The 20,510-nt window shown below is 45.4% G+C and carries 15 protein-coding genes and 1 rRNA gene; 12 read left to right on the top strand and 4 right to left on the bottom strand.

The genetic code is table 11. From position 1 onward, the window contains the following. The first annotated feature begins 8 nt into the window (after positions 1-8). Together rrf and JMA39_RS18385 are read left to right on the top strand one after the other, a co-directional pair. Positions 9-124, top strand: a 5S ribosomal RNA gene (gene rrf, locus JMA39_RS18390). A 637-nt stretch (positions 125-761) separates the two neighbouring features. Beyond that, positions 762-2,036, top strand: a complete 1,275-nt coding sequence (locus tag JMA39_RS18385; RefSeq protein WP_202723332.1) for a CinA family nicotinamide mononucleotide deamidase-related protein — start codon at positions 762-764, stop codon at positions 2,034-2,036. A 76-nt stretch (positions 2,037-2,112) separates the two neighbouring features. Here the strand turns inward: JMA39_RS18385 and JMA39_RS18380 are convergent, their stop codons facing one another. The 3 genes from JMA39_RS18380 to argE all read right to left on the bottom strand — a co-directional run bounded on the left by JMA39_RS18380 (position 2,113) and on the right by argE (position 6,611). Continuing rightward, positions 2,113-2,655, bottom strand: coding sequence for a DUF1439 domain-containing protein (locus JMA39_RS18380; RefSeq protein ID WP_202723331.1), 543 nt, complete (start codon positions 2,653-2,655; stop codon positions 2,113-2,115). Further along, positions 2,655-5,291, bottom strand: coding sequence for a phosphoenolpyruvate carboxylase (ppc, locus tag JMA39_RS18375; protein ID WP_202723330.1), 2,637 nt, complete (start codon positions 5,289-5,291; stop codon positions 2,655-2,657). Before ppc ends, JMA39_RS18380 begins: the two co-directional genes overlap by 1 nt. A gap of 168 nt (positions 5,292-5,459) precedes the next feature. Then, positions 5,460-6,611 (bottom strand): acetylornithine deacetylase, encoded by a 1,152-nt coding sequence (argE, locus tag JMA39_RS18370; RefSeq protein WP_202723329.1) that lies wholly within the window; start codon positions 6,609-6,611, stop codon positions 5,460-5,462. 276 nt (positions 6,612-6,887) lie between these two features. Here argE and argC point away from each other — a divergent pair, with 276 nt between their 5' ends. From argC to argH, 5 genes are all read left to right on the top strand, one after another. Further along, complete coding sequence (gene argC / locus JMA39_RS18365; RefSeq protein ID WP_202723328.1) at positions 6,888-7,895, top strand: N-acetyl-gamma-glutamyl-phosphate reductase; 1,008 nt, start codon at positions 6,888-6,890, stop codon at positions 7,893-7,895. Next, entirely contained in the window at positions 7,895-8,698 is an 804-nt protein-coding gene (argB, locus tag JMA39_RS18360; protein ID WP_202723343.1) for an acetylglutamate kinase, read from the top strand. The genes argC and argB overlap by 1 nt, the downstream gene beginning before the upstream one ends. A gap of 12 nt (positions 8,699-8,710) precedes the next feature. After that, entirely contained in the window at positions 8,711-9,616 is a 906-nt protein-coding gene (locus JMA39_RS18355) for an ornithine carbamoyltransferase (RefSeq protein ID WP_202723327.1), read from the top strand. Positions 9,617-9,687: 71 nt separating this feature from the next. Further along, a complete protein-coding gene (locus tag JMA39_RS18350) occupies positions 9,688-10,926 on the top strand; it encodes an argininosuccinate synthase (RefSeq protein WP_202723326.1) in 1,239 nt (412 codons plus the stop codon). 111 nt (positions 10,927-11,037) lie between these two features. Then, positions 11,038-12,405 carry an argininosuccinate lyase gene (argH, locus tag JMA39_RS18345; protein ID WP_202723325.1) on the top strand — a complete coding sequence of 456 codons (1,368 nt, stop codon included), beginning with the start codon at positions 11,038-11,040 and terminating at the stop codon, positions 12,403-12,405. Between the two features lie 90 nt (positions 12,406-12,495). On the opposite strand, the gene JMA39_RS18340 is transcribed toward argH, so the two are convergent. Then, entirely contained in the window at positions 12,496-15,045 is a 2,550-nt protein-coding gene (locus JMA39_RS18340; protein WP_202723324.1) for a penicillin-binding protein 1A, read from the bottom strand. A 426-nt stretch (positions 15,046-15,471) separates the two neighbouring features. On the opposite strand from JMA39_RS18340, the gene JMA39_RS18335 reads away from it, so the two are divergent. The 5 genes from JMA39_RS18335 to JMA39_RS18315 are packed head-to-tail and all read left to right on the top strand — an operon-like array spanning position 15,472 to position 20,316. Then, a complete protein-coding gene (locus tag JMA39_RS18335) occupies positions 15,472-16,551 on the top strand; it encodes a pilus assembly protein PilM (protein ID WP_202723323.1) in 1,080 nt (359 codons plus the stop codon). Further along, entirely contained in the window at positions 16,539-17,111 is a 573-nt protein-coding gene (locus JMA39_RS18330) for a PilN domain-containing protein (protein ID WP_202723322.1), read from the top strand. Before JMA39_RS18335 ends, JMA39_RS18330 begins: the two co-directional genes overlap by 13 nt. Continuing rightward, positions 17,108-17,728, top strand: a complete 621-nt coding sequence (locus tag JMA39_RS18325; RefSeq protein ID WP_202723321.1) for a type IV pilus inner membrane component PilO — start codon at positions 17,108-17,110, stop codon at positions 17,726-17,728. Before JMA39_RS18330 ends, JMA39_RS18325 begins: the two co-directional genes overlap by 4 nt. Next, positions 17,728-18,243, top strand: a complete 516-nt coding sequence (locus JMA39_RS18320) for a pilus assembly protein PilP (protein ID WP_202723342.1) — start codon at positions 17,728-17,730, stop codon at positions 18,241-18,243. Before JMA39_RS18325 ends, JMA39_RS18320 begins: the two co-directional genes overlap by 1 nt. Positions 18,244-18,264: 21 nt before the next feature. Next, entirely contained in the window at positions 18,265-20,316 is a 2,052-nt protein-coding gene (locus tag JMA39_RS18315) for a type IV pilus secretin PilQ (protein WP_202723320.1), read from the top strand. Positions 20,317-20,510 lie beyond the last annotated feature (194 nt).

The raw sequence follows: 20,510 nt of genomic DNA, 5'->3' as shown, positions 1-20,510 counted from the left end.
CAAATTTGTCTGGAAACCATAGAGCTGTGGTCCCACCTGAATCCATTCCGAACTCAGAAGTGAAACACAGTATCGCCGATGGTAGTGTGGGGTCTCCCCATGTGAGAGTAGGTCATTTCCAGGCGCCTATTTAAGTAGAGAAGCCACCTGAATAAGGTGGCTTTTTTGCGTTTGGGTGTTTGTAAAATACTGAACGTTAACTCATCTAAAATGCAGTTATCCGTTAAGGTAACTTATTCACTTAAGTAGGCATAAATGCCTACCCCCGACGCTGAGCGGGTTCCCCAGCTAGCAGCAAAGCTGCTGCGCGCTACGAGATTGCAATGTACTACGTACATAAAGCGCAACCTCTACGCCCCCATGTGATAGTAGGGGGAAGCCCTTGTGCTTATCAAACGAAGTTTGATACATGAGGTGAACGCGGAGAGCTAGTGACCTACAGGATGTAGGGAATGGCATTTATGCAGGATGCATATAAATGGTCTCGAAGCTGGCCATTTCCAGGCGCCACTTTTATTTCACTTTTGTAAAAGTGAAGACAAAACAGGATTCTCGAAAGAGAAGCGAAAAAAGCCCGTTGCTAACGCAACGGGCTTTTTTCGTATATGCGCTCACCTAAATTGCAGTTTGCAATCAATGGGATGGTATAAACCTTTTCTCTTCATTATTCACATTGAGAGCAGAAATAATCACAATTGATTCTTGCTATTACTGCTCAGCTTTCATAGTTTAGCTGCAATGAGGGCGCTAAGGATTGTCGAATGAAGCTGGAAATGATTTGTACGGGTGAAGAGGTGTTGGCGGGGCAGATAGTTGATACCAATGCTGCATGGTTTGCCAATACCATGATGGAGCATGGTATTGAATGCCAAAGACGAGTGACCGTTGGTGATCGTTTAAAAGATCTCGTTTCAGTATTTAAAGAACGTAGCTTTGAGGCTGATATCATCTTAGTTAACGGCGGCTTAGGGCCTACCAGCGATGATCTATCAAGTGAAGCGATGGCTTTGGCTAAAGGAGAAAGCTTAGTAGAGAACACTGTTTGGCGTGAAAGGTTGGAGGATTGGTTTACCCGTAATGGTCGAGTAATGCCTCAGAGTAATCTCAAGCAAGCTTTGCTACCTGAGACTGCCATTATGATAGATAACCCTGTTGGTACTGCCTGTGGCTTCGCTGTAAAGCTTAACCGTGCTTGGTTGTTCTTCACTCCCGGCGTACCCTTTGAATTTAAACAGATGGTTAAAGAGCAGTTTATTCCTTTTGTTAAACAGCGATTTGAAATTGCAGGAGATGTTGCATTAAGGAAATATCTCACCCTAGGTCAAGGGGAGTCGTCGCTTGCCGATACGCTTGAGTGTATTGCGCTTCCTAGTGGGATGACCATCGGCTATCGTTCTTTTATGCCGCATATTGAGATTAAACTTTTTGCTCGTGGTGAAGTCGCAATTGGCCAACTTGATAGAATTGAAACGCAGATCCGCTCCATATTGGGGGATGCTATCGTTGCTGATGACAAGAAAAGTCTGGCCGAAGAGATCCACTCTCTAATGGTCGATTCAGGACGAAGTCTAAGTGTTGCTGAGTCTTGTACTGGCGGCATGCTAGCTAGTCAGCTGATCAGTTTTTCTGGAAGTTCATCCTATTTTGATCAAGGTTTAGTTACCTATAGCAACGAGTCTAAGGTTCGAGTGTTGGGCGTTAAACCTGAGACCTTGGATGTCCATGGCGCTGTTTCTATCGCTACGGTAGAAGAGATGGCAATGGGAGCAAGAGGAATTTTAGATAGCGATTTTGCGTTGGCGACAAGCGGTATTGCTGGCCCAACTGGTGGTACGGAAGATAAGCCTGTAGGCTCGGTTGCCATTGCTCTTGCAACCAAAGAAGGCGTTTACAGCCAGATGATTAAGCTTCCAAGGCGCTCTCGTGATCTGGTGCGTAGCTTAAGTACAGCCGTAGCGTTCGATATGCTAAGAAGAGAGTTATTAGGCCAAGCTGTTATTGTCGATTATGGTTCGATAGGCCGCTTTGAAAAATAACTCTTGGAAAATAATAAAAAAAGCAGGCTAATAGGAGCCTGCTTTTTAGTTTTAATCGTGAACTAATTACTTATCGTTAGTCTTCAAAAACCAATACCAGCTTACCGGGTTTAACCTCGATTCGCTTGGTTATACCGGCAATAAGTGCTTGGTTAGACTCTTTAGTATCTAATACATACACTGGTTTAGTTTCTAAAAACTGAGTCAAAAAGTTCATTAGCTGCGGAGCTATTGAGCCTATTGCTTTCTCAATATCCTTAGGTTTGGATTCCACCTTAACGAGCTGTAAGTTACGCAGGTGAACACTGTGGTCAGTTGCGTCGTACCACGGCTCAGCTTCAAACTCTGCAACAAGGTTTGCGCTTATTGGCATCATAGGATTGCGCACATTAACGATAGTCACCGCTGATACCGCCATAGTATCTGGTTTTTCACCTAGGGTAACTTTAATGTCATTAACGTGCAGATCAATTCCGAAGATCTGATTGCCCTGTTTTACCTGAAAGTGCATCTCATCGTTAAGATAAGCTTCTAGTTCTTTGTCTGTGATGCTGTATTGACTGACACAGCCAGTCAATAGCAGCAAGGCGCTAGCAAGCGCCACTTTTAGTAATTTCATTAACCTGTATTTCTCATTCCGGCTGCGACGCCAGCTATGGTTAACATCAATGCTAGTTCAACATTTTGAGAGGACTCTTCCTCTCTACGGGTTCTCGCTAACAATTCTGCTTGGAGGAAGTTTAGTGGATCAATGTAGGGGTTTCTAAGCTCTACCGATTCACGATTCCACGGCGTGTGGGCCATTAAGCTTTCTGCTTGGGTTAACTCAAGTACAGCTTCGACACCCGTTGCTAAGCGCTCTCTGAGTTGTACACCAAGGTGGTGTAGCTCTGAGGGAACTAGGCTAGTCTCGTAGAACTTAGACAGGTTAGGCTCAGCTTTTGCGTAAACCATCTCTAGCATTGAAATTCGAGTCTTGAAGAATGGCCAGTGTTTTTCCATCTCCTGCAGTAGTGGTAAATCCCCTCTCTCCGATGCGGCCTTTAGTGCTTCACCTGCACCTAACCATGCTGGAAGCATCAAGCGGTTTTGAGACCAAGCGAAGATCCAAGGGATTGCACGTAAGCTCTCGATACCACCATCAACCCGACGTTTCGCAGGGCGACTACCAAGCGGAAGTTTTCCTAGTTCAATTTCTGGTGTTGCGGCGCGGAAGTAAGACACGAAGTCTGGCTCTTCACGAACGATAGCGCGATAGGCTAAAACCGATTCGTCGGCAAGCCGCTGCATACATTGGCGCCACTCAGGCTTAGGCTCTGGTGGAGGCAGTAGTGTCGCCTCCATGATCGCAGAGGTATAAAGCGCCAGGCTCTGCACTGCGAGTTTAGGCAGGCCAAACTTAAAGCGGATCATCTCGCCCTGCTCTGTGACTCTGATGCGACCATCTACGGAACCTGGAGGCTGAGACAAGATCGCTTGGTGAGCGGGTCCGCCGCCGCGGCCGATAGTACCACCACGGCCATGGAACAGGGTGAGCTTTATATTGGCTTCTTGGCTGATGGCAACTAGCTTTTCCTGGGCTGTGTACTGTGCCCATGCTGCTGCCATAACACCGGCATCTTTGGCTGAGTCAGAATAGCCAATCATCACTTCCTGAATGCCTTTGGTGTAGCCGCGATACCAATCGATGGCAAACAAAGCCGACATACAGTCTGAGGCATTATTTAAGTCATCTAAGGTCTCAAATAGCGGCACTACACGCATAGGATGTGGGCAGCCAGTTTCTTTTAGTAGTAACAGTACTGCCAAGACATCTGATGGTTGACTTGCCATAGAGATAACATAAGAGCCCATGGCTTGAGCTGGCTGAGTTGCGATGAGTCGACAAGTTTTTAATACCTCTTCAACTTCTGCAGATGCTTGCCAGTTAGCTGGGATAAGAGGGCGTTTACCTGTGAGTTCTCGTAGTAGGAATGCCTGTTTTTCTTTTTCATCCCAATGAGCATAGTCACCCATGCCAAGGTAGCGAGTCAGTTCGGCAATCACGTCGGCATGACGCTCGGCATCTTGGCGAACATCGAGTCTTAGCATATGAATACCAAAGCAAGCGATGCGGCGTAGCATATCGAGCAATAAACCGTTAGCGATAAGGCTCATGCCTGAATCACATAAGCTTTGATATAACATCATCAAAGGCTCTTTTAGGTCGTTCTCATTCCAAATGATCTCACTTGGATTGACTTCAGGCTGATGGCCTTCGAGTCTTGCATTGAGGTAGTCGATGGTGTTTCGAAGCTTTTGGCGTAGAACCCTCAATACTACTCGGTATGGTTCTTTACTATCGTTGGTATAGGCAAGCAGTGTTTCGTTCGCCCCCTCCATTGATAGCTCGTTTACGAGTAGAACGACATCTTTTAGGTACAGGCGTGCGGCGGTATGGCGGTTACGGTCGAGAACCTCTTGGGTCACCGTTGAGGTAACAAATGGATTGCCATCGCGATCACCGCCCATCCAGCTTGAGAATTTTACTGGTGCGATATCGATAGGTAGCTGGGTATTAGTGCGTTCTTCGACCTGCTGGTTAAGCTGTCTAAGGAAATCTGGGATTGCATGCCATAGAGAAGCCTCGATGGTACTTAATCCCCAGCGTGCTTCATCTACAGGAGTGGGTCGCTCATGGCGGATCTCATTGGTATGCCAGATCTGTGCAATAAGCTGACGTAGACGTAAATGATGCTGCTTTCTCTCTAACTCGGTCAGCTGCGGATTTTCAAGTGCCCCTAGTGCATCAATAACTGCCGAATACTTTTGAATCAGTGTGCGTCGAGAGATCTCTGTTGGGTGAGCGGTGAGAACCAAGTCGATGTCGAGTGTTTTCAAACATTCTAACACCTTGGTTTTATCAATATTGCCACCTAGCATACGGCCCAATAGCTGCTCTACAGGATCGGGAACGCAGACTAATTCATCGCAGTTGCGACTAATCGTATGGAACTGCTCGGCGATATTCGCCAGATTCAAGAATTGGTTAAAAGCTTTAGCAAAAGGAACGAGCTCATCATCGCTTAAAGAAGATAGGAGAGTAAGCATCTCTTCGCGAGCTGCATCATCGCCTTGGCGTGAGCTTTTTGCAAGATGACGGATTTGTTCAATTTTATCTAGGAAATTGCCATCCAGATCGGTGCGGATTGTGTCACCTAAAATCTGCCCTAAGGTTCCAACGTTGGACCTTAGCGAGGCATACATGTCTACCATACGTGCTCCATATTGGTAAGCTAATAGTTCACAATACCTAGCAGTGCTGTGCTAGGCAATGTTCGAGTTTGAAATATCGACCATGATTGTGCTCTACATCACTTTTTATTTTCAGCCTGATAAGGCCCGACTTAGCTTTGCTCTATAAGCAGGATAAAAACTAATAATTTACTTTATACATGCATGATAAATCAGCTTTTTTAATAGATCTTTTGTTTGCTCAATATAACCAATATCTAAAAATTCATCAGGTTGATGAGCCTGCTCGATACTGCCGGGACCGAGCACTAGAGTTTGACAACCCAATTGACTGATATAGGGGGCTTCGGTGGCGTAGTTAACCACTTCAGGCTGACTATCACTAAGCTCTGCAACAAGCTGTGTCCAGCTGCCCTCTTTGTTATCGGCAAAAGGCTCAGAGCCTGGATATAAGGGGGCGACTTGAATGCACCCTGGGTATTGACTGCATATTGGTTCAAGGTAGTTGGCAACCATTAGCTCCAAATCTTCCAGGCCAAGACCGGGGATTGGACGAAGATCGATATGCAGATCGCAGCAGCCACAGATCCTATTTGCTGCATCGCCACCATGGATATGACCGAAATTCATGGTTGGGTAGGGTACGCTGAAGGCATCTTCTCGATAATTTTCGGCTAAATGTTGTTTTAGCTTGAGTAGCTGGCCTGTCACTAAGTGCATGACCTCGATGGCATTGAGGCCTTTTGCTGGATCCGATGAGTGGCCGCTTCGACCCGTGACTCTAATCCCTTGGGTGAAATGCCCTTTATGCATATAAACAGGCTTGAGACCAGTGGGCTCACCTATGATGGCATAGTCTGGTGCAATGGACTTTGCAGCTGCAAAGGCTTTCGCTCCATTCATGGTGGTCTCTTCATCTGCGCTGGCGAGTATGTGCAGTGGGCGCTTAAATTTATCCATTGGCAGTTCTTTTAATGCTTCCAGAGTGAGCGCAAAGAAGCCTTTCATGTCACAGCTACCTAGGCCGTACCAGCGATTATTTTTCTCTACTAGCGAAAAAGGGTCTTGGCTCCAACGCCCTTCATCAAAAGGCACGGTATCTGTATGCCCTGCTAGTAGTAAGCCTCCCTGTCCCTGACCAAACGATGCCACTAGGTTGTGTTTGTTACGGGTTGCTGGAACGGCTATGGAGCGACACTGCATACCTAAGTCAGTAAACCAAGTATGCAATAGTTCGATCACAGCTATGTTGCTCATATCTTGTTCGGCTTCAAGGGCGCTAATTGAAGGCGTGGCGATAAGTTGACTAAAACTGCTTTTTATATCTGGAAGTGTTTTCATTAAAAAATACCTAAATATATATTCAAATATATTGCATAATTAATTTTGCGTGTTAGTCTATCAAACAGCTAAGGTAACTACCACACTTCGTTGGTCTGATTAATGAGAGTTAATATGTTCAGTCTTATTCAAACTATAATCATTAAGGTTATTTGTACCCACTTCCTGCGACGATAATCTTGTCAATAAATGGTGTTCTGCCAGGGCTTAAGTTGTGCCCATTCTTTTTTCGTTTCGTCATCTCAATTCAAGATTAAGGTTTTAAAGTCATAGACTATGAAAAATATAGCCATTATTGGTGCCAGTGGATACACAGGCGCGCAGCTCACCTCTCTTATTCATGCAGACCTTAGCCTGTCGATTCAAGGTCTATATGTGTCTGAAAATAGCCTCGACAAGGGTAAAGCTCTTGCCGAACTTTATCCTGCATATAGCCAGATAGCATTGAGCCTAAACCCTCTAACTGAAGAGGCAAAAGCAGCCATTGTTAAAACTGCCGACGCGGTGGTGCTGGCGACCGACCATAGTGTGAGCCTGCATCTGGCCGCTTGGTTCTATCAGCAAGGTATAGCCGTATTTGATTTGAGTGGCGCGTATCGGTTTGCCGATGTGACGCAATATCCTAAGTGGTATGGTTTTACTCATGAATATCCACAGGTACTAGCCGAAGCAGTATATGGATTGGCCGAATGGAATGCCGAGCAAATTGTGGCGAGTAAGATGATAGCGGTGCCGGGTTGCTATCCAACGGCGTCGCTGACTGCGTTAAAACCACTCTCTCATCTATTAACTGATCTGTTGCCTGTGATTAATGCGGTAAGCGGTGTAACAGGGGCGGGTAGAAAAGCGCAGCTTCACACCAGCTTCTGTGAAGTGAGTTTAACCCCCTATGGCGTACTCGGTCATCGGCACCAACCGGAGATAGCTACTCAGTTAGAAAAAGAGGTTATCTTCACTCCTCACTTAGGCAACTTTAAGCGCGGGATCTTGGCTACGATTACGGTCAAATTAAAGCCTGGAACCACTGAAAATGATATTGAGAAAGCCTATCAGTGTTACGACAATGCTGAGCTTATCACGGTAAAACAAAATCAATTTCCTAAGGTAGATGATGTGGTGCTAACTCCCTATTGCCATCTAGGGTGGAAGTACGATGAACAGACAGGATATTTAGTGGTAGCCAGCGCCATTGATAATTTAATGAAGGGGGCTGCGAGCCAAGCTTTGCAGTGCATAAAGATTCATTTTGGTTGTTCGGTAACACAGTCTGAAGGGGATTTATGATGAAGCAAGCAGAGCTAAACAGTGTGGCAACCAAGCCAGTGATGGTGCTCAAGGTCGGCGGCGCTTTACTGCAGTGCGAAATGGGTATGGCACGGTTAATGGAAGCGGCGGCCAAGATTATCGCAAATGGTCAGCCACTTGTTATGGTCCATGGCGGTGGCTGTCTGGTTGATGAGCAGTTAAAAGCGAACGGTATGACAACTGAAAAACTGGATGGCTTAAGGGTGACACCTGAAGCGCAGATCCCTGTTGTTGTCGGAGCCTTAGCCGGTACCTCCAATAAAATTCTTCAAGCAGCAGCGATGAAGGCAGGCGTAACTTGCTTGGGCATGAGCCTAGCCGATGCTGGCATGATGAACGCCAAGATTAAAGATCCGCTATTGGGGTTGGTAGGGGAAGTTGAACCAAATGATGCTAGCTATTTGGAGTTCGTTCTAGCCAAGGGCTGGATGCCGATTGTGAGTTCTATTGCCATTAGTGATGAGGGACAGATGCTTAACGTCAATGCTGACCAAGCGGCAACAGCGTTAGCTAAGTTGGTTTCTGGCTCTTTAGTCTTGTTGTCTGACGTTTCTGGGGTTCTCGATGGTAAAGGGCAACTCATTAATAGTTTAAACAGAGAGCAGGTTAATGAGTTAACCAAGATTGGAGTTATTGAGAAAGGAATGAAGGTCAAAGTGGAGGCTGCATTAGATGTTGCAGAATCCATGGGACAAGCCGTACAGATAGCCTCTTGGCGTCATGCACAACAGTTAATTGCATTATGCCAGGGTGAAACCGTTGGCACACAGATCCAACCTTAGGAGACAAGTTTTATGCAACACCTACTATCGATTAAAGATCTAAGCCAGCAGCAACTACTCGACCTACTGGCATTGGCGCAAAATATTAAGACTAATCCTGACGAATATAAGCATGCCTTAGAGGGCAAGAGTGTCGTGATGTTATTTGAAAAGCCATCGCTGAGAACGCGAGTGAGTTTTGATATCGGCATCAATAAGCTTGGCGGCCACAGCTTGTATCTGGATCAACAAAATGGCGCACTGGGTAAGCGAGAACCTGTTTCAGACTTTGCGGCCAATATCTCCTGCTGGGCGGATGCGATTGTTGCGCGTACATTTTTACACTCAACTATCGAAGAGTTAGCAGAGCATGGCACTGTGCCTGTGATTAATGCTCTATCCGATCTCTACCACCCCTGCCAAGGCTTAGCGGATTTTCTGACCTTAACCGAGCAATATGGTGATGTGAGCAAGGTGAAACTGGCCTATGTGGGAGATGGCAATAACGTGACTCACTCCTTGATGTTTGGAGCGGCAATTCTAGGGGCGCAGTTAACTGTGATCTGCCCTCCGGGCCACTTCCCTGATGGCAAAGTGGTTTGTGAAGCGCAGGAACTCGCGGCAAAACACGGTGGCAAGTTAATCTTAAGCTCAGATATTGAGGCAATTAGCGATCACCATGCTATCTACACAGATACTTGGATCTCGATGGGAGATTCAACGCCGATGGCAGAGATCGAGGCCAAGTTTAAACCCTATCAGGTTAATGCTCAGTTGATGCAAAAAGCAGGGGCGAAACATTTCATGCACTGCTTACCCGCTTATCGAGAAGTTGAAGTGACTGCCGAGATCGTCGATGGCGAAGGCTCGCTTATCTTGCATCAAGCCGAAAACAGAATGCACGCTCAAAATGCAGTGCTGGTAACGCTTTTAAGCTAATTATTTCAAGAAAAACAACTATCAATCTGCACTAGCGGATCGACATAAAAAACAGTTAGTAGGAAATTAAGATGTCTATTGAAAATTCAGCAGTAAGTAATCACTCAGGCGTTAAAAAGGTTGTTCTGGCTTATTCAGGTGGCTTAGATACCTCGGCGATCATCCCATGGTTAAAAGAGACCTATGATAACTGCGAGATCGTAGCCTTTTGTGCCGATGTGGGCCAGGGCGATGCCGAGCTAGAAGGTTTGTATGAGAAAGCCATCGCCTCAGGTGCTTCGGAATGCTATATCGTCGATTTAAAAGAGGAGCTGGTGGCTGATTATATCTATCCAACGATTGCCACTGGCGCCATCTACGAAGGAACGTACCTGCTAGGTACATCAATGGCGAGGCCGATTATCGCTAAGGCGCAGGTTGAAGTTGCGCGTAAGGTCGGTGCAGATGCTGTTTGCCATGGTTGTACTGGTAAAGGTAACGATCAGGTGCGTTTTGAGGGATGCTTTGCCGCATTAGCGCCTGATCTTAAAGTGATTGCCCCGTGGCGTGAGTGGGAGATGGTAAGCCGTGAAGATCTACTGGACTATCTTGCCGTGCGTAATATCGCGACCAGCGCTTCGGCGACCAAGATCTACAGCCGTGATGCAAATGCTTGGCATATTTCTCATGAAGGTGGCGAGCTTGAAGATCCATGGAACGAGCCTTCTAAAGGGGTTTGGACCATGACTGTGGCACCTGAAGATGCGCCAAACCAGCCTGAATATGTTTCTCTAGAGCTTGAGCAGGGCAAGATCACTAAGGTGAACGGTGAAGCTCTGTCGCCTTACAAGGCACTGATGGTCTTGAATGAAGTTGCGGGGGCCCATGGTGTCGGCAGAATCGACATTACCGAAAACAGGCTGGTGGGCATGAAGTCTCGTGGCTGTTATGAAACGCCGGGTGGCACAGTGATGTTTGCTGCACTGCGTGCGATTGAAGAATTAGTGCTGGATAAAACTAGTCGTGAGTGGCGTGAGCAAGTTGGTGCGCAGATGGCACACTTAGTTTATGACGGTCGTTGGTTTACTCCATTGTGTGAATCGCTACTGGGAGCATCTAAGCCTCTAGCCGATCTGGTTAATGGTGAGGTTGTGGTCAAGCTGTATAAGGGCCAAGCCAGCGTAGTGAAGAAGCGTTCTCCAAATAGCTTGTATTCAGAGGAGTTTGCGACCTTTGGTGCCGATGATGTTTATAACCAAAAAGATGCGGAAGGCTTCATTCGTTTATATTCGCTTTCGAGCCGCATTAGAGCGCTGCATAGCCAGAAGTAAGCTTTTGGTTCCTGAGAGTAAGTAAGCGCTAACATTATTGGGTTAGCGCTTTATAAAGATAGAGTTAAAAGGCGAAGTCTGGTTTCGCCTCAGATTAAAGAGGAAGTCAAAATGGCATTATGGGGCGGCAGATTTAGCCAAGAGAGCAGTGCACTGTTTAAACTTTTTAACGACTCATTACCTGTGGATTTTCGCCTCATTGAGCAAGATATTGTCGGCTCAATCGCTTGGGCAAGTGCCATTAAACAAGTAGGTATTCTGACCGAGCAAGAGTGTACTGAGCTGCATCAAGCACTAAATGAATTACTGGCTGAAACCAAAGATAGTCCCGAACTGATCATCGCCTCGGGTGCTGAAGATATCCATAGTTTTGTTGAGCAGTCGCTGATTGATAAGGTTGGCGACTTAGGTAAGAAGTTACACACCGGACGCTCACGTAACGATCAGGTGGCAACCGATCTCAAGCTTTGGTGTAAGCAAGAGGGTGAGCAATTACTGACTTTACTCACCAACTTAAGAGCTGCTCTGATTGAGCTTGCTGAGCGTGAGATTGATGCTGTCATGCCTGGATATACACACCTGCAAAGAGCTCAGCCGGTATTGTTTGGTCACTGGTGTTTAGCCTATGTTGAGATGTTTGAGCGCGACATTAGTCGTCTGCAAGATGCGCTAAAACGTGCCGATACCTGCCCTCTAGGTACGGGAGCATTAGCTGGAACGGCCTATCCGATGGATAGAGTAAAACTGGCTCAATCTTTAGGGTTTGCCTCGCCGACACTCAATAGCTTAGATACGGTCTCAGACAGGGATCATGTGATTGAGATCTGTAGTGATGCCTCTATTAGCATGATGCATCTGAGTCGGATGGCTGAAGATCTGATCTTCTTTAATAGTGGTGAAGCAGGTTTTATTGAGCTTGACGATGAAGTGACATCGGGTTCTTCATTGATGCCGCAGAAGAAAAACCCTGACGCATTGGAGCTGATTAGAGGCAAGACGGGTCGTGTTTACGGCGCTTTGATGGGGATCTTAACCACCATGAAGGCATTGCCACTTGCATACAACAAGGATATGCAGGAGGACAAAGAGGGACTGTTTGATGTGATGGATAGCTGGTCTATCTGTCTAGAGATGGCTGCACTGGTATTAAGTGGGCTACAGGTGAATCGAGAGAAAACACTGAGTGCTGCAAAGCAAGGTTATGCCAATTCGACCGAGCTTGCAGATTACCTTGTTGCTAAAGGAATGCCGTTTAGAGAAGCGCATCACGTTGTAGGTGAAGCTGTTGTGAGTGCTATTGCTAAACAAACGCCACTAGAAGATTTGCCCTTAACAGAGCTGCAAGCCTTTAGTGCAGTGATTCAGGCTGATGTATATGACTGCTTGACCATTGAGTCTTGCTTAGCCAAACGTGAAGCTCTAGGTGGCACCTCTTTAGTTCAGGTGCGTAGTGCATTAGTCGTGAAGAAGCAGAGTTAATAGCGATAGGGTAATTGAGCTTGGTTTGTCAGTATAAAAAAACGCGGTCACTCTATTGAGCGACCGCGTTTTTATGTTTATTGATAAGGATTACTGGAATAGATCGTCATCTGGCTCGTCGATAAAAATATCGCTGTTATCTTCTTGCTCAGTTACGTATTCAGTTGGCTCTGTGCCGGCAATAAAGTACTCAAACTTACTGGTGTAATCGGTTTTACGTGCCAGTTTACCGGTTGCGAGATCGATTCGTGCGGATACGATACCCTCGGGTACTGACGTTGGCACCTCTGGCGTACCCGCTAACGCATCCTTCATAAACTCATTCCAACCTGGGCCTGCAGTTTTAGCGCCCGCTTCCGCTAAAGAGATCTGATCCTTAGCGCCGTTTGCATTCCAGCTTGTACGGCCAAGCTCTTGGCTATGGTCGTCGAAACCAACCCATACGGTAGTGGCTAGTTTCGGGTTGAAACCACTAAACCAAGTATCGCGTGATTCGTTCGTCGTACCTGTTTTACCAGCTATGTCACGACGCTTAACCACTCGTGCTGCGCGCCATGCTGTACCGTTCCAACCGGTACCTTTACTCCAATCACCGCCACCCCAAATTACACTCTTAAGCGCCTCGGTGACTAAGAAGGCCGTTTGCTCAGAAATAATCTGTGGTGCATATCGTGCTCCAGGACCGCCACATTGCAGTGCTTTATTTTCGGCAGGCTGCATTTCTTGCGTTGCAGTACTTGCCTGAAGTTCATTTGCCATGGCGGCGAATGGGTCTTCTGTGATTGCTTGCTCTGCAATAGGAGGTTTACAGGCTAGAGTTGGATTAGCCTGCTCTACAATGTCACCGTTAGCGGTTTCTACGCGTTCAATAAAGTACGGTTCGACTAGGTAGCCGCCGTTAGCAAACACTGAAAACGCGGTGACTACTTGTAGTGGGGTTACCGATGGTGAGCCTAAAGCAATCGATTCATTGCGTGGTAAATCGGCAGGATCGAAGCCGAATTTTACTAACTCTGCAATGGTGGCATCTAGGCCTGCATAACGCATGGCTCTAACTGACATCACGTTGATCGATTGTGCTAAGCCTACGCGTAGACGAGTTGGGCCGCCATAAACATCGGGTGAGTTTTTAGGGCGCCAAGCAGTGCCTTGCCTTGTATCTGGCTTATTAATTGGTGCGTTGTTAATTAGTGTGGCAAGGGTATAGCCTTTCTCCAGTGCTGCACTATAGATGAAAGGTTTAATGTTTGAGCCTAACTGACGCTTAGCCTGAGTCACACGGTTATATTGGCTTGTATAGAAGCTGAAACCGCCAACTAAGTTACGAATCGCGCCATCATGTGGATCGAGAGAGACTAGGGCACTCGCAACCAATGGTACTTGGCTTAACTGCCAGAAATTACCATTGTTACGGATCCAAATCTGCTCACCGGGCTTTAATACGTCAGATGCGAGTTTAGGTGCCTTACCCTGACGTTTGTTGGTGATAAATTTACGTGCCCACTTGATGCCATCCCAAGGAAGTTCGATGGTTTCACCTTTGGCGTTCATCACTTTTGCAGTTTGTTCATCAACAGAGAGCACGGCCGCAGGGAACATGCCTTGGAATGCTCCAGTTTGTTTTAGTTTGGCGGTGATCTCTTCAGGCTCAAGCGCTGTCGTGGTCCAAAGCTCTTTTACTCTGCCGCGATAGCCGTGGCGCTCATCATATGAGTACACGTTATTGCGTAGTGCTTTTTGAGCATCGAGCTGTAGCTTAGAGTCAACGGTGGTATAGATATCATAGCCACCTGTATAGGCTTCCTCTTCTCCAAGTTTAGCAACTAAGTAATCACGCGCCATCTCAGAAATATAGGGAGCATACAGGTCGATTACGGCGCCGTGGTATTTAGCGGTAATAGGGCTGGCAACTGCGGCTTGATATTCTGCATTACTGATATAGCCGACTTCATTCATCCGCATCAGAACAACATTACGACGAGCCATAGCACGTGATTTTGAAGTAATTGGGTTCAGTGTCGATGGAGCCTTAGGTAAGCCGGCGATGACGGCCATCTCTGGTAAAGTCAGTTCACTGACCTCTTTACCATAATAAACCTGTGCGGCAGCACCAACACCGTAGGCGCGTTGACCTAGGTAGATACGGTTAACATACAGTTCTAGGATTTCATCCTTAGTGAGCAGCTGCTCAATATGGATCGAGATAAAGATCTCTTTTACTTTGCGTATGATGGTCTTGTCGCGGGTTAGAAAGAAGTTACGCGCAACTTGCATGGTGATAGTACTCGCACCCTGCTTCTTTTGGCCTGTGGTTAGCATGACTGATGCGGCACGTAAAATACCGATTGGGTCGATACCTCTATGTTCATAGAAACGTGCGTCTTCAGTCGCGATAAACGCTTGTAGTAGAGGCTTAGGAACCTCATCTAGTGTTAGTGGAATACGGCGCTTCTCACCAAATTGAGAGATCAGTTTGCCATCACTACTATAAATACGAAGTGGTGTTTGTAATTTCACAGTCTTTAACGTTGTGACATCGGGTAGATCTGGCAGCACATAAAAGTAAGCTGCAATGATCGCTCCGATGCCAAGCAAACCTAGGCTAAAGAAAGCTATCAATAGTCGTTTAAACCACTTCACCAAAATATTCCAAGAACTAAAAAATAAGATCAATAGTATATAAGCCAAGCAGGAAATGGTGAAGTCTTGTTACCAGATAAACTTTTAGCAATTTTCTTTAAAGTGAGCGCTGTCTATATTTTGAGCGCCATTCTGTTGGGTAATTAAATTAATTTTCAATTTTTTAGATAATTTTAATGGCTCTTCAATGAGCAGTTAATGCTGTTTTTACGTCACAACCGAGAAGGTAATAGCAGATATAGTAGTTGTATTGTAAATGTAACCCAATTTAAACTTGGGTCGCGCCATCGTTATGAACAAGTGTGTGTTTAAAGTCAAAAAAATGGCGATTGTAAAATGCGGAAACATTTTGTACAAATAGTTATAACGAGTTGATTTTGTGCTAATCTACTTTGGATACAATAACTATAAAAGTGACTTTGGACTATGCTTTCTAATTTTTGGAAGCGTCAGGCTCCGCAGATGGTTGGGATAGATGTTGGCTCCCATGAGGTAAAAGCAATACTGCTGAGCAAGACAGCTGATGGATATAAAATAATAAGCCATGCAGCGGTTCCTTTGAAAAAGGGAGCCATTAATGATCATGAAATTCGTGATAGTGAAGCTGTTGTTGATGCGTTAAAACAAATAAAGCGAGTATTACCTAAGTCTACTAAATATGCGGCTGTTGCTGTTTCCGGTTCTGCTGTAATGACCAAAGTTATTTACATGGATTCGGCCTTAAGTGAAGAAGAGATGGAGGCGCAGATTGAAGTTGAAGCCGATAACCTTATTCCTTACTCCCTCGATGAAGTAAATATCGATTTTGAAACTTTAAGTACAAATCGCACCGATCCAACAAAAGTTGATGTGCTGTTGAGTGCATGTCGAACTGAAAATATTGATAGCTTAAGTGACTCCTTAGATGCGGTTAATCTAGAGGCTAAAGTGGTCGACGTTGAGGGCTATGCATTGGGGCGCTCCTTTGACATGATCGCGGGGCAATTACCCAAAGATATTAGCGATAAAGTGGTCGCGCTGGTGGATATTGGCGCCAACATCACCACATTTTCAGTTGTTGAAAATGGTGAAACGACATTTGTTCGCGAACAAGCCTTTGGTGGAGAACAGTTTACCCAATCAATTCTATCCTTTTATGGCATGACCTATGAGCAGGCTGAGAAAGCAAAGCTAGACGGTGAACTGCCGCGTAACTACGTTTTTGAAGTCTTATCGCCCTTTCAAACCCAGCTGCTACAACAAATTAAAAGAACACTGCAGATTTACTGTACCTCTAGCGGTCGAGATAAAATCGATCATATCGTGCTCTGTGGCGGTACATCGAAGCTTGAAGGTATGGCTAACCTAATGACCAATGAGCTAGGGGTTCATACGATAATTGCCGACCCTTTCCAAGGCTGCTTGCATGCAGATGATGCCATTAAGGCGCATTTACAGCCTCAAATTAGTAAATATATGTTGGCCTGTGGATTGGCGCTAAGGAGCTATTCAGAATGGCGAACATAAATTTATTACCTTGGCGTGAAGAGGCAAGAGAAAAGCAGAAACGAGATTATACAGGCATATTGGCGTTAGTTTTTTTGGTTTCTGGTTTAGTGGTTTACTTGTCACTAATGACTATCGATATGTTTGTCGATGAACAGAAAAGTCGTAACGCTTATCTGCAGTCGGAAATCCAACTACTCGATTCACAAATTGCTGAGATCACCAAAATTCGTACTCGCAAGAAAGATATCGAAAGACGTACCGAAATTATCTTGGACTTACAGCAATCTAGAAACTTACCAACCCATGTTCTAGATGAATTAGTTCGTGTTGTGCCGCCAGGGATCTACCTGTCGAGCATAGAAAAGAAAGGCAGTATGTTGTGGATTGAGGGTCGCAGTGAGTCTAACAATAACGTCGCAAATATGATGAGAAAGGTGGCAGCCTCATCTTGGTTGCAAGACCCTAACATGCAATCCATTAAGGCACAAAATGAAGAGTTAAGGCTGTTACAACGTTTTACTCTACGGGTGACCATCGTTAACGGCGATGAAATAAAGACTGAGGAGGCAAGCATATGAACCTCGATCTAAGTCAATTTAACGATATCGATTTTGAGAACATCGGCGCCTGGCCACAGTTAGTTAAAGTCGTTTTTGCAGTGTTATTGGCAGTCTGTGTATTTGTAGGCAGTTACTTTCTATTTATCTCAGATGCCTTAGACACGTTTAATGCCGAGCAGCAAAAAGAGCAACAGTTAAAGGATGACTTCAAGGCCAAGTATCAACTAGCGGCTAATCTAAAATTGTATCGTGAACAGCTTGCGGTGATGGAGGTGCAATTTGCAGAGTTGTTAAAGATGCTACCTTCAAAAAATGAGATGCCAGGTTTACTCGATGATATTACTTTTGTCGCGACAGACTCAGGGTTGAACATTAATAGCTTAGATTGGGAGTCTGAGATCCCTCGTGATTTTTATATTGAGTTCCCTATCAAAATCGTTGTTAGTGGTGATTACCACGAGCTAGGCCATCTCGTTGGCGGTGTTGCGAAATTACCGCGAATTGTAAGTCTGCATGACTTTGTTATTAAACGAAATGATACCGGCGATCTGGGAATGGATATTCTCGCCAAGACCTATCGTTTTAAAGAGGGCGCGGAATTGCCAGCAAAAGGCAAGCAAGGGGCAGCGAAATGATGAAATTGCTACCGCTTTTAATGATAAGTGTCTTATTGGCTGGTTGTATTGGTGATAAAAGCGATCTTGAGTTATTTGTTACCACAACAAAAGCCCAGCATGTTGCGCATATTCCTCCGTTAAAAGAAACACCGAAGTTTGAGCATTTTGCTTATCAAGCAGATTTAATGAGAAGTCCTTATGTGCCACCTTCAAGAGAATTAACTGAAGAGGTTATCGATACAACTAAGGACTGTTTACAACCGGATCTTAAACGTCGTAAAGGGCGATTAGAAACCTATGCGTTAGATAATTTGAAGATGCGAGGGACCCTGAGCGAGCAACAAGAGATTTGGGCTTTATTAGAGACAACCGATGGCAGTGTTTATCGTTTAGGAGTAGGTCAATTTTTGGGCCTCTACCATGGCAAAATTGCCAAAGTAACGCCGCAAACTGTCGAAATTATAGAATTAATCCCAGATGGATCTGGCTGCTGGACGGAACGTAATAGCAGTATGGAATTGACTGGAGAATAATAAGAGATGACTGAGGGAACAATGAGATCTTCAATTACGCCAAAGGCCAGCTTTAAGATAATGTCTCTATACAAGACAGTTATTGGTTTTGCATTAATCCTCGGTATGACTCAGCATTCACTAGCCGCGAACCGATTAGTCGATGTTAAGTACCATGCGGTAGTCGATCACCAGCTCGAATTGCAGTTGGTATTTGAGGATGACATCCAAGAGCCCGATATTGATCTTAAGGCTTCGCCAGCACAGATTATTCTAGGTTTTAATGACACGATTTCAGCATTAGAGAAGCAGACCCTGCCGATTAAGACTGTGGGCGTGGAAACGGTGAGTACCGTACCTAATGGCAGCAATTTACAAGTTTTTGTCGGTCTTGATGAGATTAAACCTTATCAGGGAAGGGTTGTCGGAAATACTTACCGGTTAACGATTAATGATGAAATTGCGGGTCAAAACTCTGGAGGCAATAATGCTTTCGTTAACAGCATTGAAAGTATCGATTTTCGTCGTACTCAAGACGGTGGTGGTGAGTTACTGGTTAAGTTAAATAATAGCTCTGTTGCTGCTAACGTAGAGCAGATCGGAGCTAAGCTCGAGCTTAAGTTATATAACACTGATATTAACAGCGACTTTTTATATGTGATGGATGTTTATGACTTTGCCACGCCAGTAAAGAGTTTTGAAACTTTTAAAGAGGACTTAACGGCGCGCTTCCTTATCGATATCGGCGGTAACTATGAATATAACTATCAGCAAGATGGCGACGTATTCAAATTAACCATGAAGAAAGCCGAGCGCATGAGTATCGTTAAGGAAGAAAAGAAATATGATGGCCGCTCGCTATCACTAAACTTCCAGAATATTTCAGTTAGAACAGTTCTACAGATCATCGCTGATTACAATAACTTTAATTTAGTTACCAGTGACACTGTTGAAGGTGATATCACGCTAAGGCTCGATGATGTGCCTTGGGACCAAGCGCTTGACCTTATCCTGCAGGCAAAGGGGTTAGATAAGCGTATCGAAGGTAATATCTTGATGGTTGCACCAAGCGAGGAGATTGCTATCCGAGAGACCCAAGAGCTTAAGAATAGGCAGGAAGTGAAACAGCTTGCACCGCTTTATTCTGAGTACTTGCAGATTAACTATGCTAAGGCAAAAGATATTGCCGCTCTGCTTAAAGGGGAAGATTCAAGCCTGCTAACTAAGCGTGGTAGTGTCGCTGTCGATGAGCGTACCAATACCCTATTAGTTAAAGATACCGAAGATACACTAGAGAGCGTTCACCGCTTGATTGAAGTGTTGGATGTACCGATCAAGCAGGTACTGATTGAGGCCCGCATGGTGACGGTAAAAGATGATGTCTCAGAAGATCTTGGTGTGCGTTGGGGGGTAACCGACCAACAAGGTAACAAAGGAACTTCAGGTAGCCTTGAAGGAGCGGGGGATATTGCCAATGGTATCATTCCTGGCTTAGATGACCGTTTAAACGTGAATTTGCCTGCAGCAGTGGCGAACCCTACGAGCATCGCATTTCATGTGGCTAAACTTGCCGATGGTACCGTGCTCGATCTTGAGTTAAGTGCATTAGAGCAGGAAAATAAGGGTGAGATTATCGCCAGCCCCCGTATTACCACCTCAAATCAGAAAGCAGCATTTATCGAACAGGGTGTTGAGATCCCCTATGTTGAGGCAAGCTCGAGTGGTGCTACGACCGTAACCTTTAAGAAGGCGGTATTATCATTGCGTGTGACTCCGCAAATCACCCCTGATAATCGAGTGATTCTGGATCTTGAGATCACTCAAGATTCTCAGGGAAAAACGGTCGATACCCCAACAGGGCAGGCGGTATCGATTGATACGCAACGGATTGGTACTCAAGTGCTGGTGGACCATGGTGAAACGATTGTGTTGGGCGGGATTTACCAGCAGCAGCTCATTAGCAGAGTCAGTAAGGTTCCACTCTTGGGTGACATCCCTTATCTTGGGTTCATGTTTAGAAATACCTCCGATAAGAATGAGCGCCAAGAGTTATTAATTTTCGTTACGCCAAAGATCGTATCAGAAGCACTGTAAGCGAATAGATATTTTAAAAGCCAGCGTAATTGGCGCTGGCTTTGTCATTTTGGTCGATACATTTTTGATAGAAATGCATTACTCGCTTGCCATAGATGGCATTTAGCTGAGATAATCAGCGGTCAAGTCTCAATAGAGCAAGGTAACATTAAAGGTCAACTCTCGTTATTTGGGTTGGCGTAGGCAAACTTCAA

It is taken from the genome of Shewanella schlegeliana (genome assembly GCF_016765635.1).
Lineage (GTDB): Bacteria > Pseudomonadota > Gammaproteobacteria > Enterobacterales > Shewanellaceae > Shewanella > Shewanella schlegeliana.
The sequence above is the reverse complement of the archived record's forward strand: the minus strand, read 5'-3'. Positions and strand labels throughout refer to the sequence as shown.

Coding starts and splice junctions, on each gene's coding strand:
- argC (WP_202723328.1), top strand. CDS start 6,888: ATGAAAAATATAGCCATTATTGGTGCCAGTGGATACACAGGCGCGCAG.
- ppc (WP_202723330.1), bottom strand. CDS start 5,291: ATGGTAGACATGTATGCCTCGCTAAGGTCCAACGTTGGAACCTTAGGG.
- argH (WP_202723325.1), top strand. CDS start 11,038: ATGGCATTATGGGGCGGCAGATTTAGCCAAGAGAGCAGTGCACTGTTT.
- JMA39_RS18380 (WP_202723331.1), bottom strand. CDS start 2,655: ATGAAATTACTAAAAGTGGCGCTTGCTAGCGCCTTGCTGCTATTGACT.
- JMA39_RS18350 (WP_202723326.1), top strand. CDS start 9,688: ATGTCTATTGAAAATTCAGCAGTAAGTAATCACTCAGGCGTTAAAAAG.
- JMA39_RS18325 (WP_202723321.1), top strand. CDS start 17,108: ATGAACCTCGATCTAAGTCAATTTAACGATATCGATTTTGAGAACATC.
- JMA39_RS18330 (WP_202723322.1), top strand. CDS start 16,539: ATGGCGAACATAAATTTATTACCTTGGCGTGAAGAGGCAAGAGAAAAG.
- JMA39_RS18335 (WP_202723323.1), top strand. CDS start 15,472: ATGCTTTCTAATTTTTGGAAGCGTCAGGCTCCGCAGATGGTTGGGATA.
- JMA39_RS18315 (WP_202723320.1), top strand. CDS start 18,265: ATGAGATCTTCAATTACGCCAAAGGCCAGCTTTAAGATAATGTCTCTA.
- JMA39_RS18385 (WP_202723332.1), top strand. CDS start 762: ATGAAGCTGGAAATGATTTGTACGGGTGAAGAGGTGTTGGCGGGGCAG.
- JMA39_RS18355 (WP_202723327.1), top strand. CDS start 8,711: ATGCAACACCTACTATCGATTAAAGATCTAAGCCAGCAGCAACTACTC.
- argB (WP_202723343.1), top strand. CDS start 7,895: ATGAAGCAAGCAGAGCTAAACAGTGTGGCAACCAAGCCAGTGATGGTG.
- argE (WP_202723329.1), bottom strand. CDS start 6,611: ATGAAAACACTTCCAGATATAAAAAGCAGTTTTAGTCAACTTATCGCC.
- JMA39_RS18320 (WP_202723342.1), top strand. CDS start 17,728: ATGAAATTGCTACCGCTTTTAATGATAAGTGTCTTATTGGCTGGTTGT.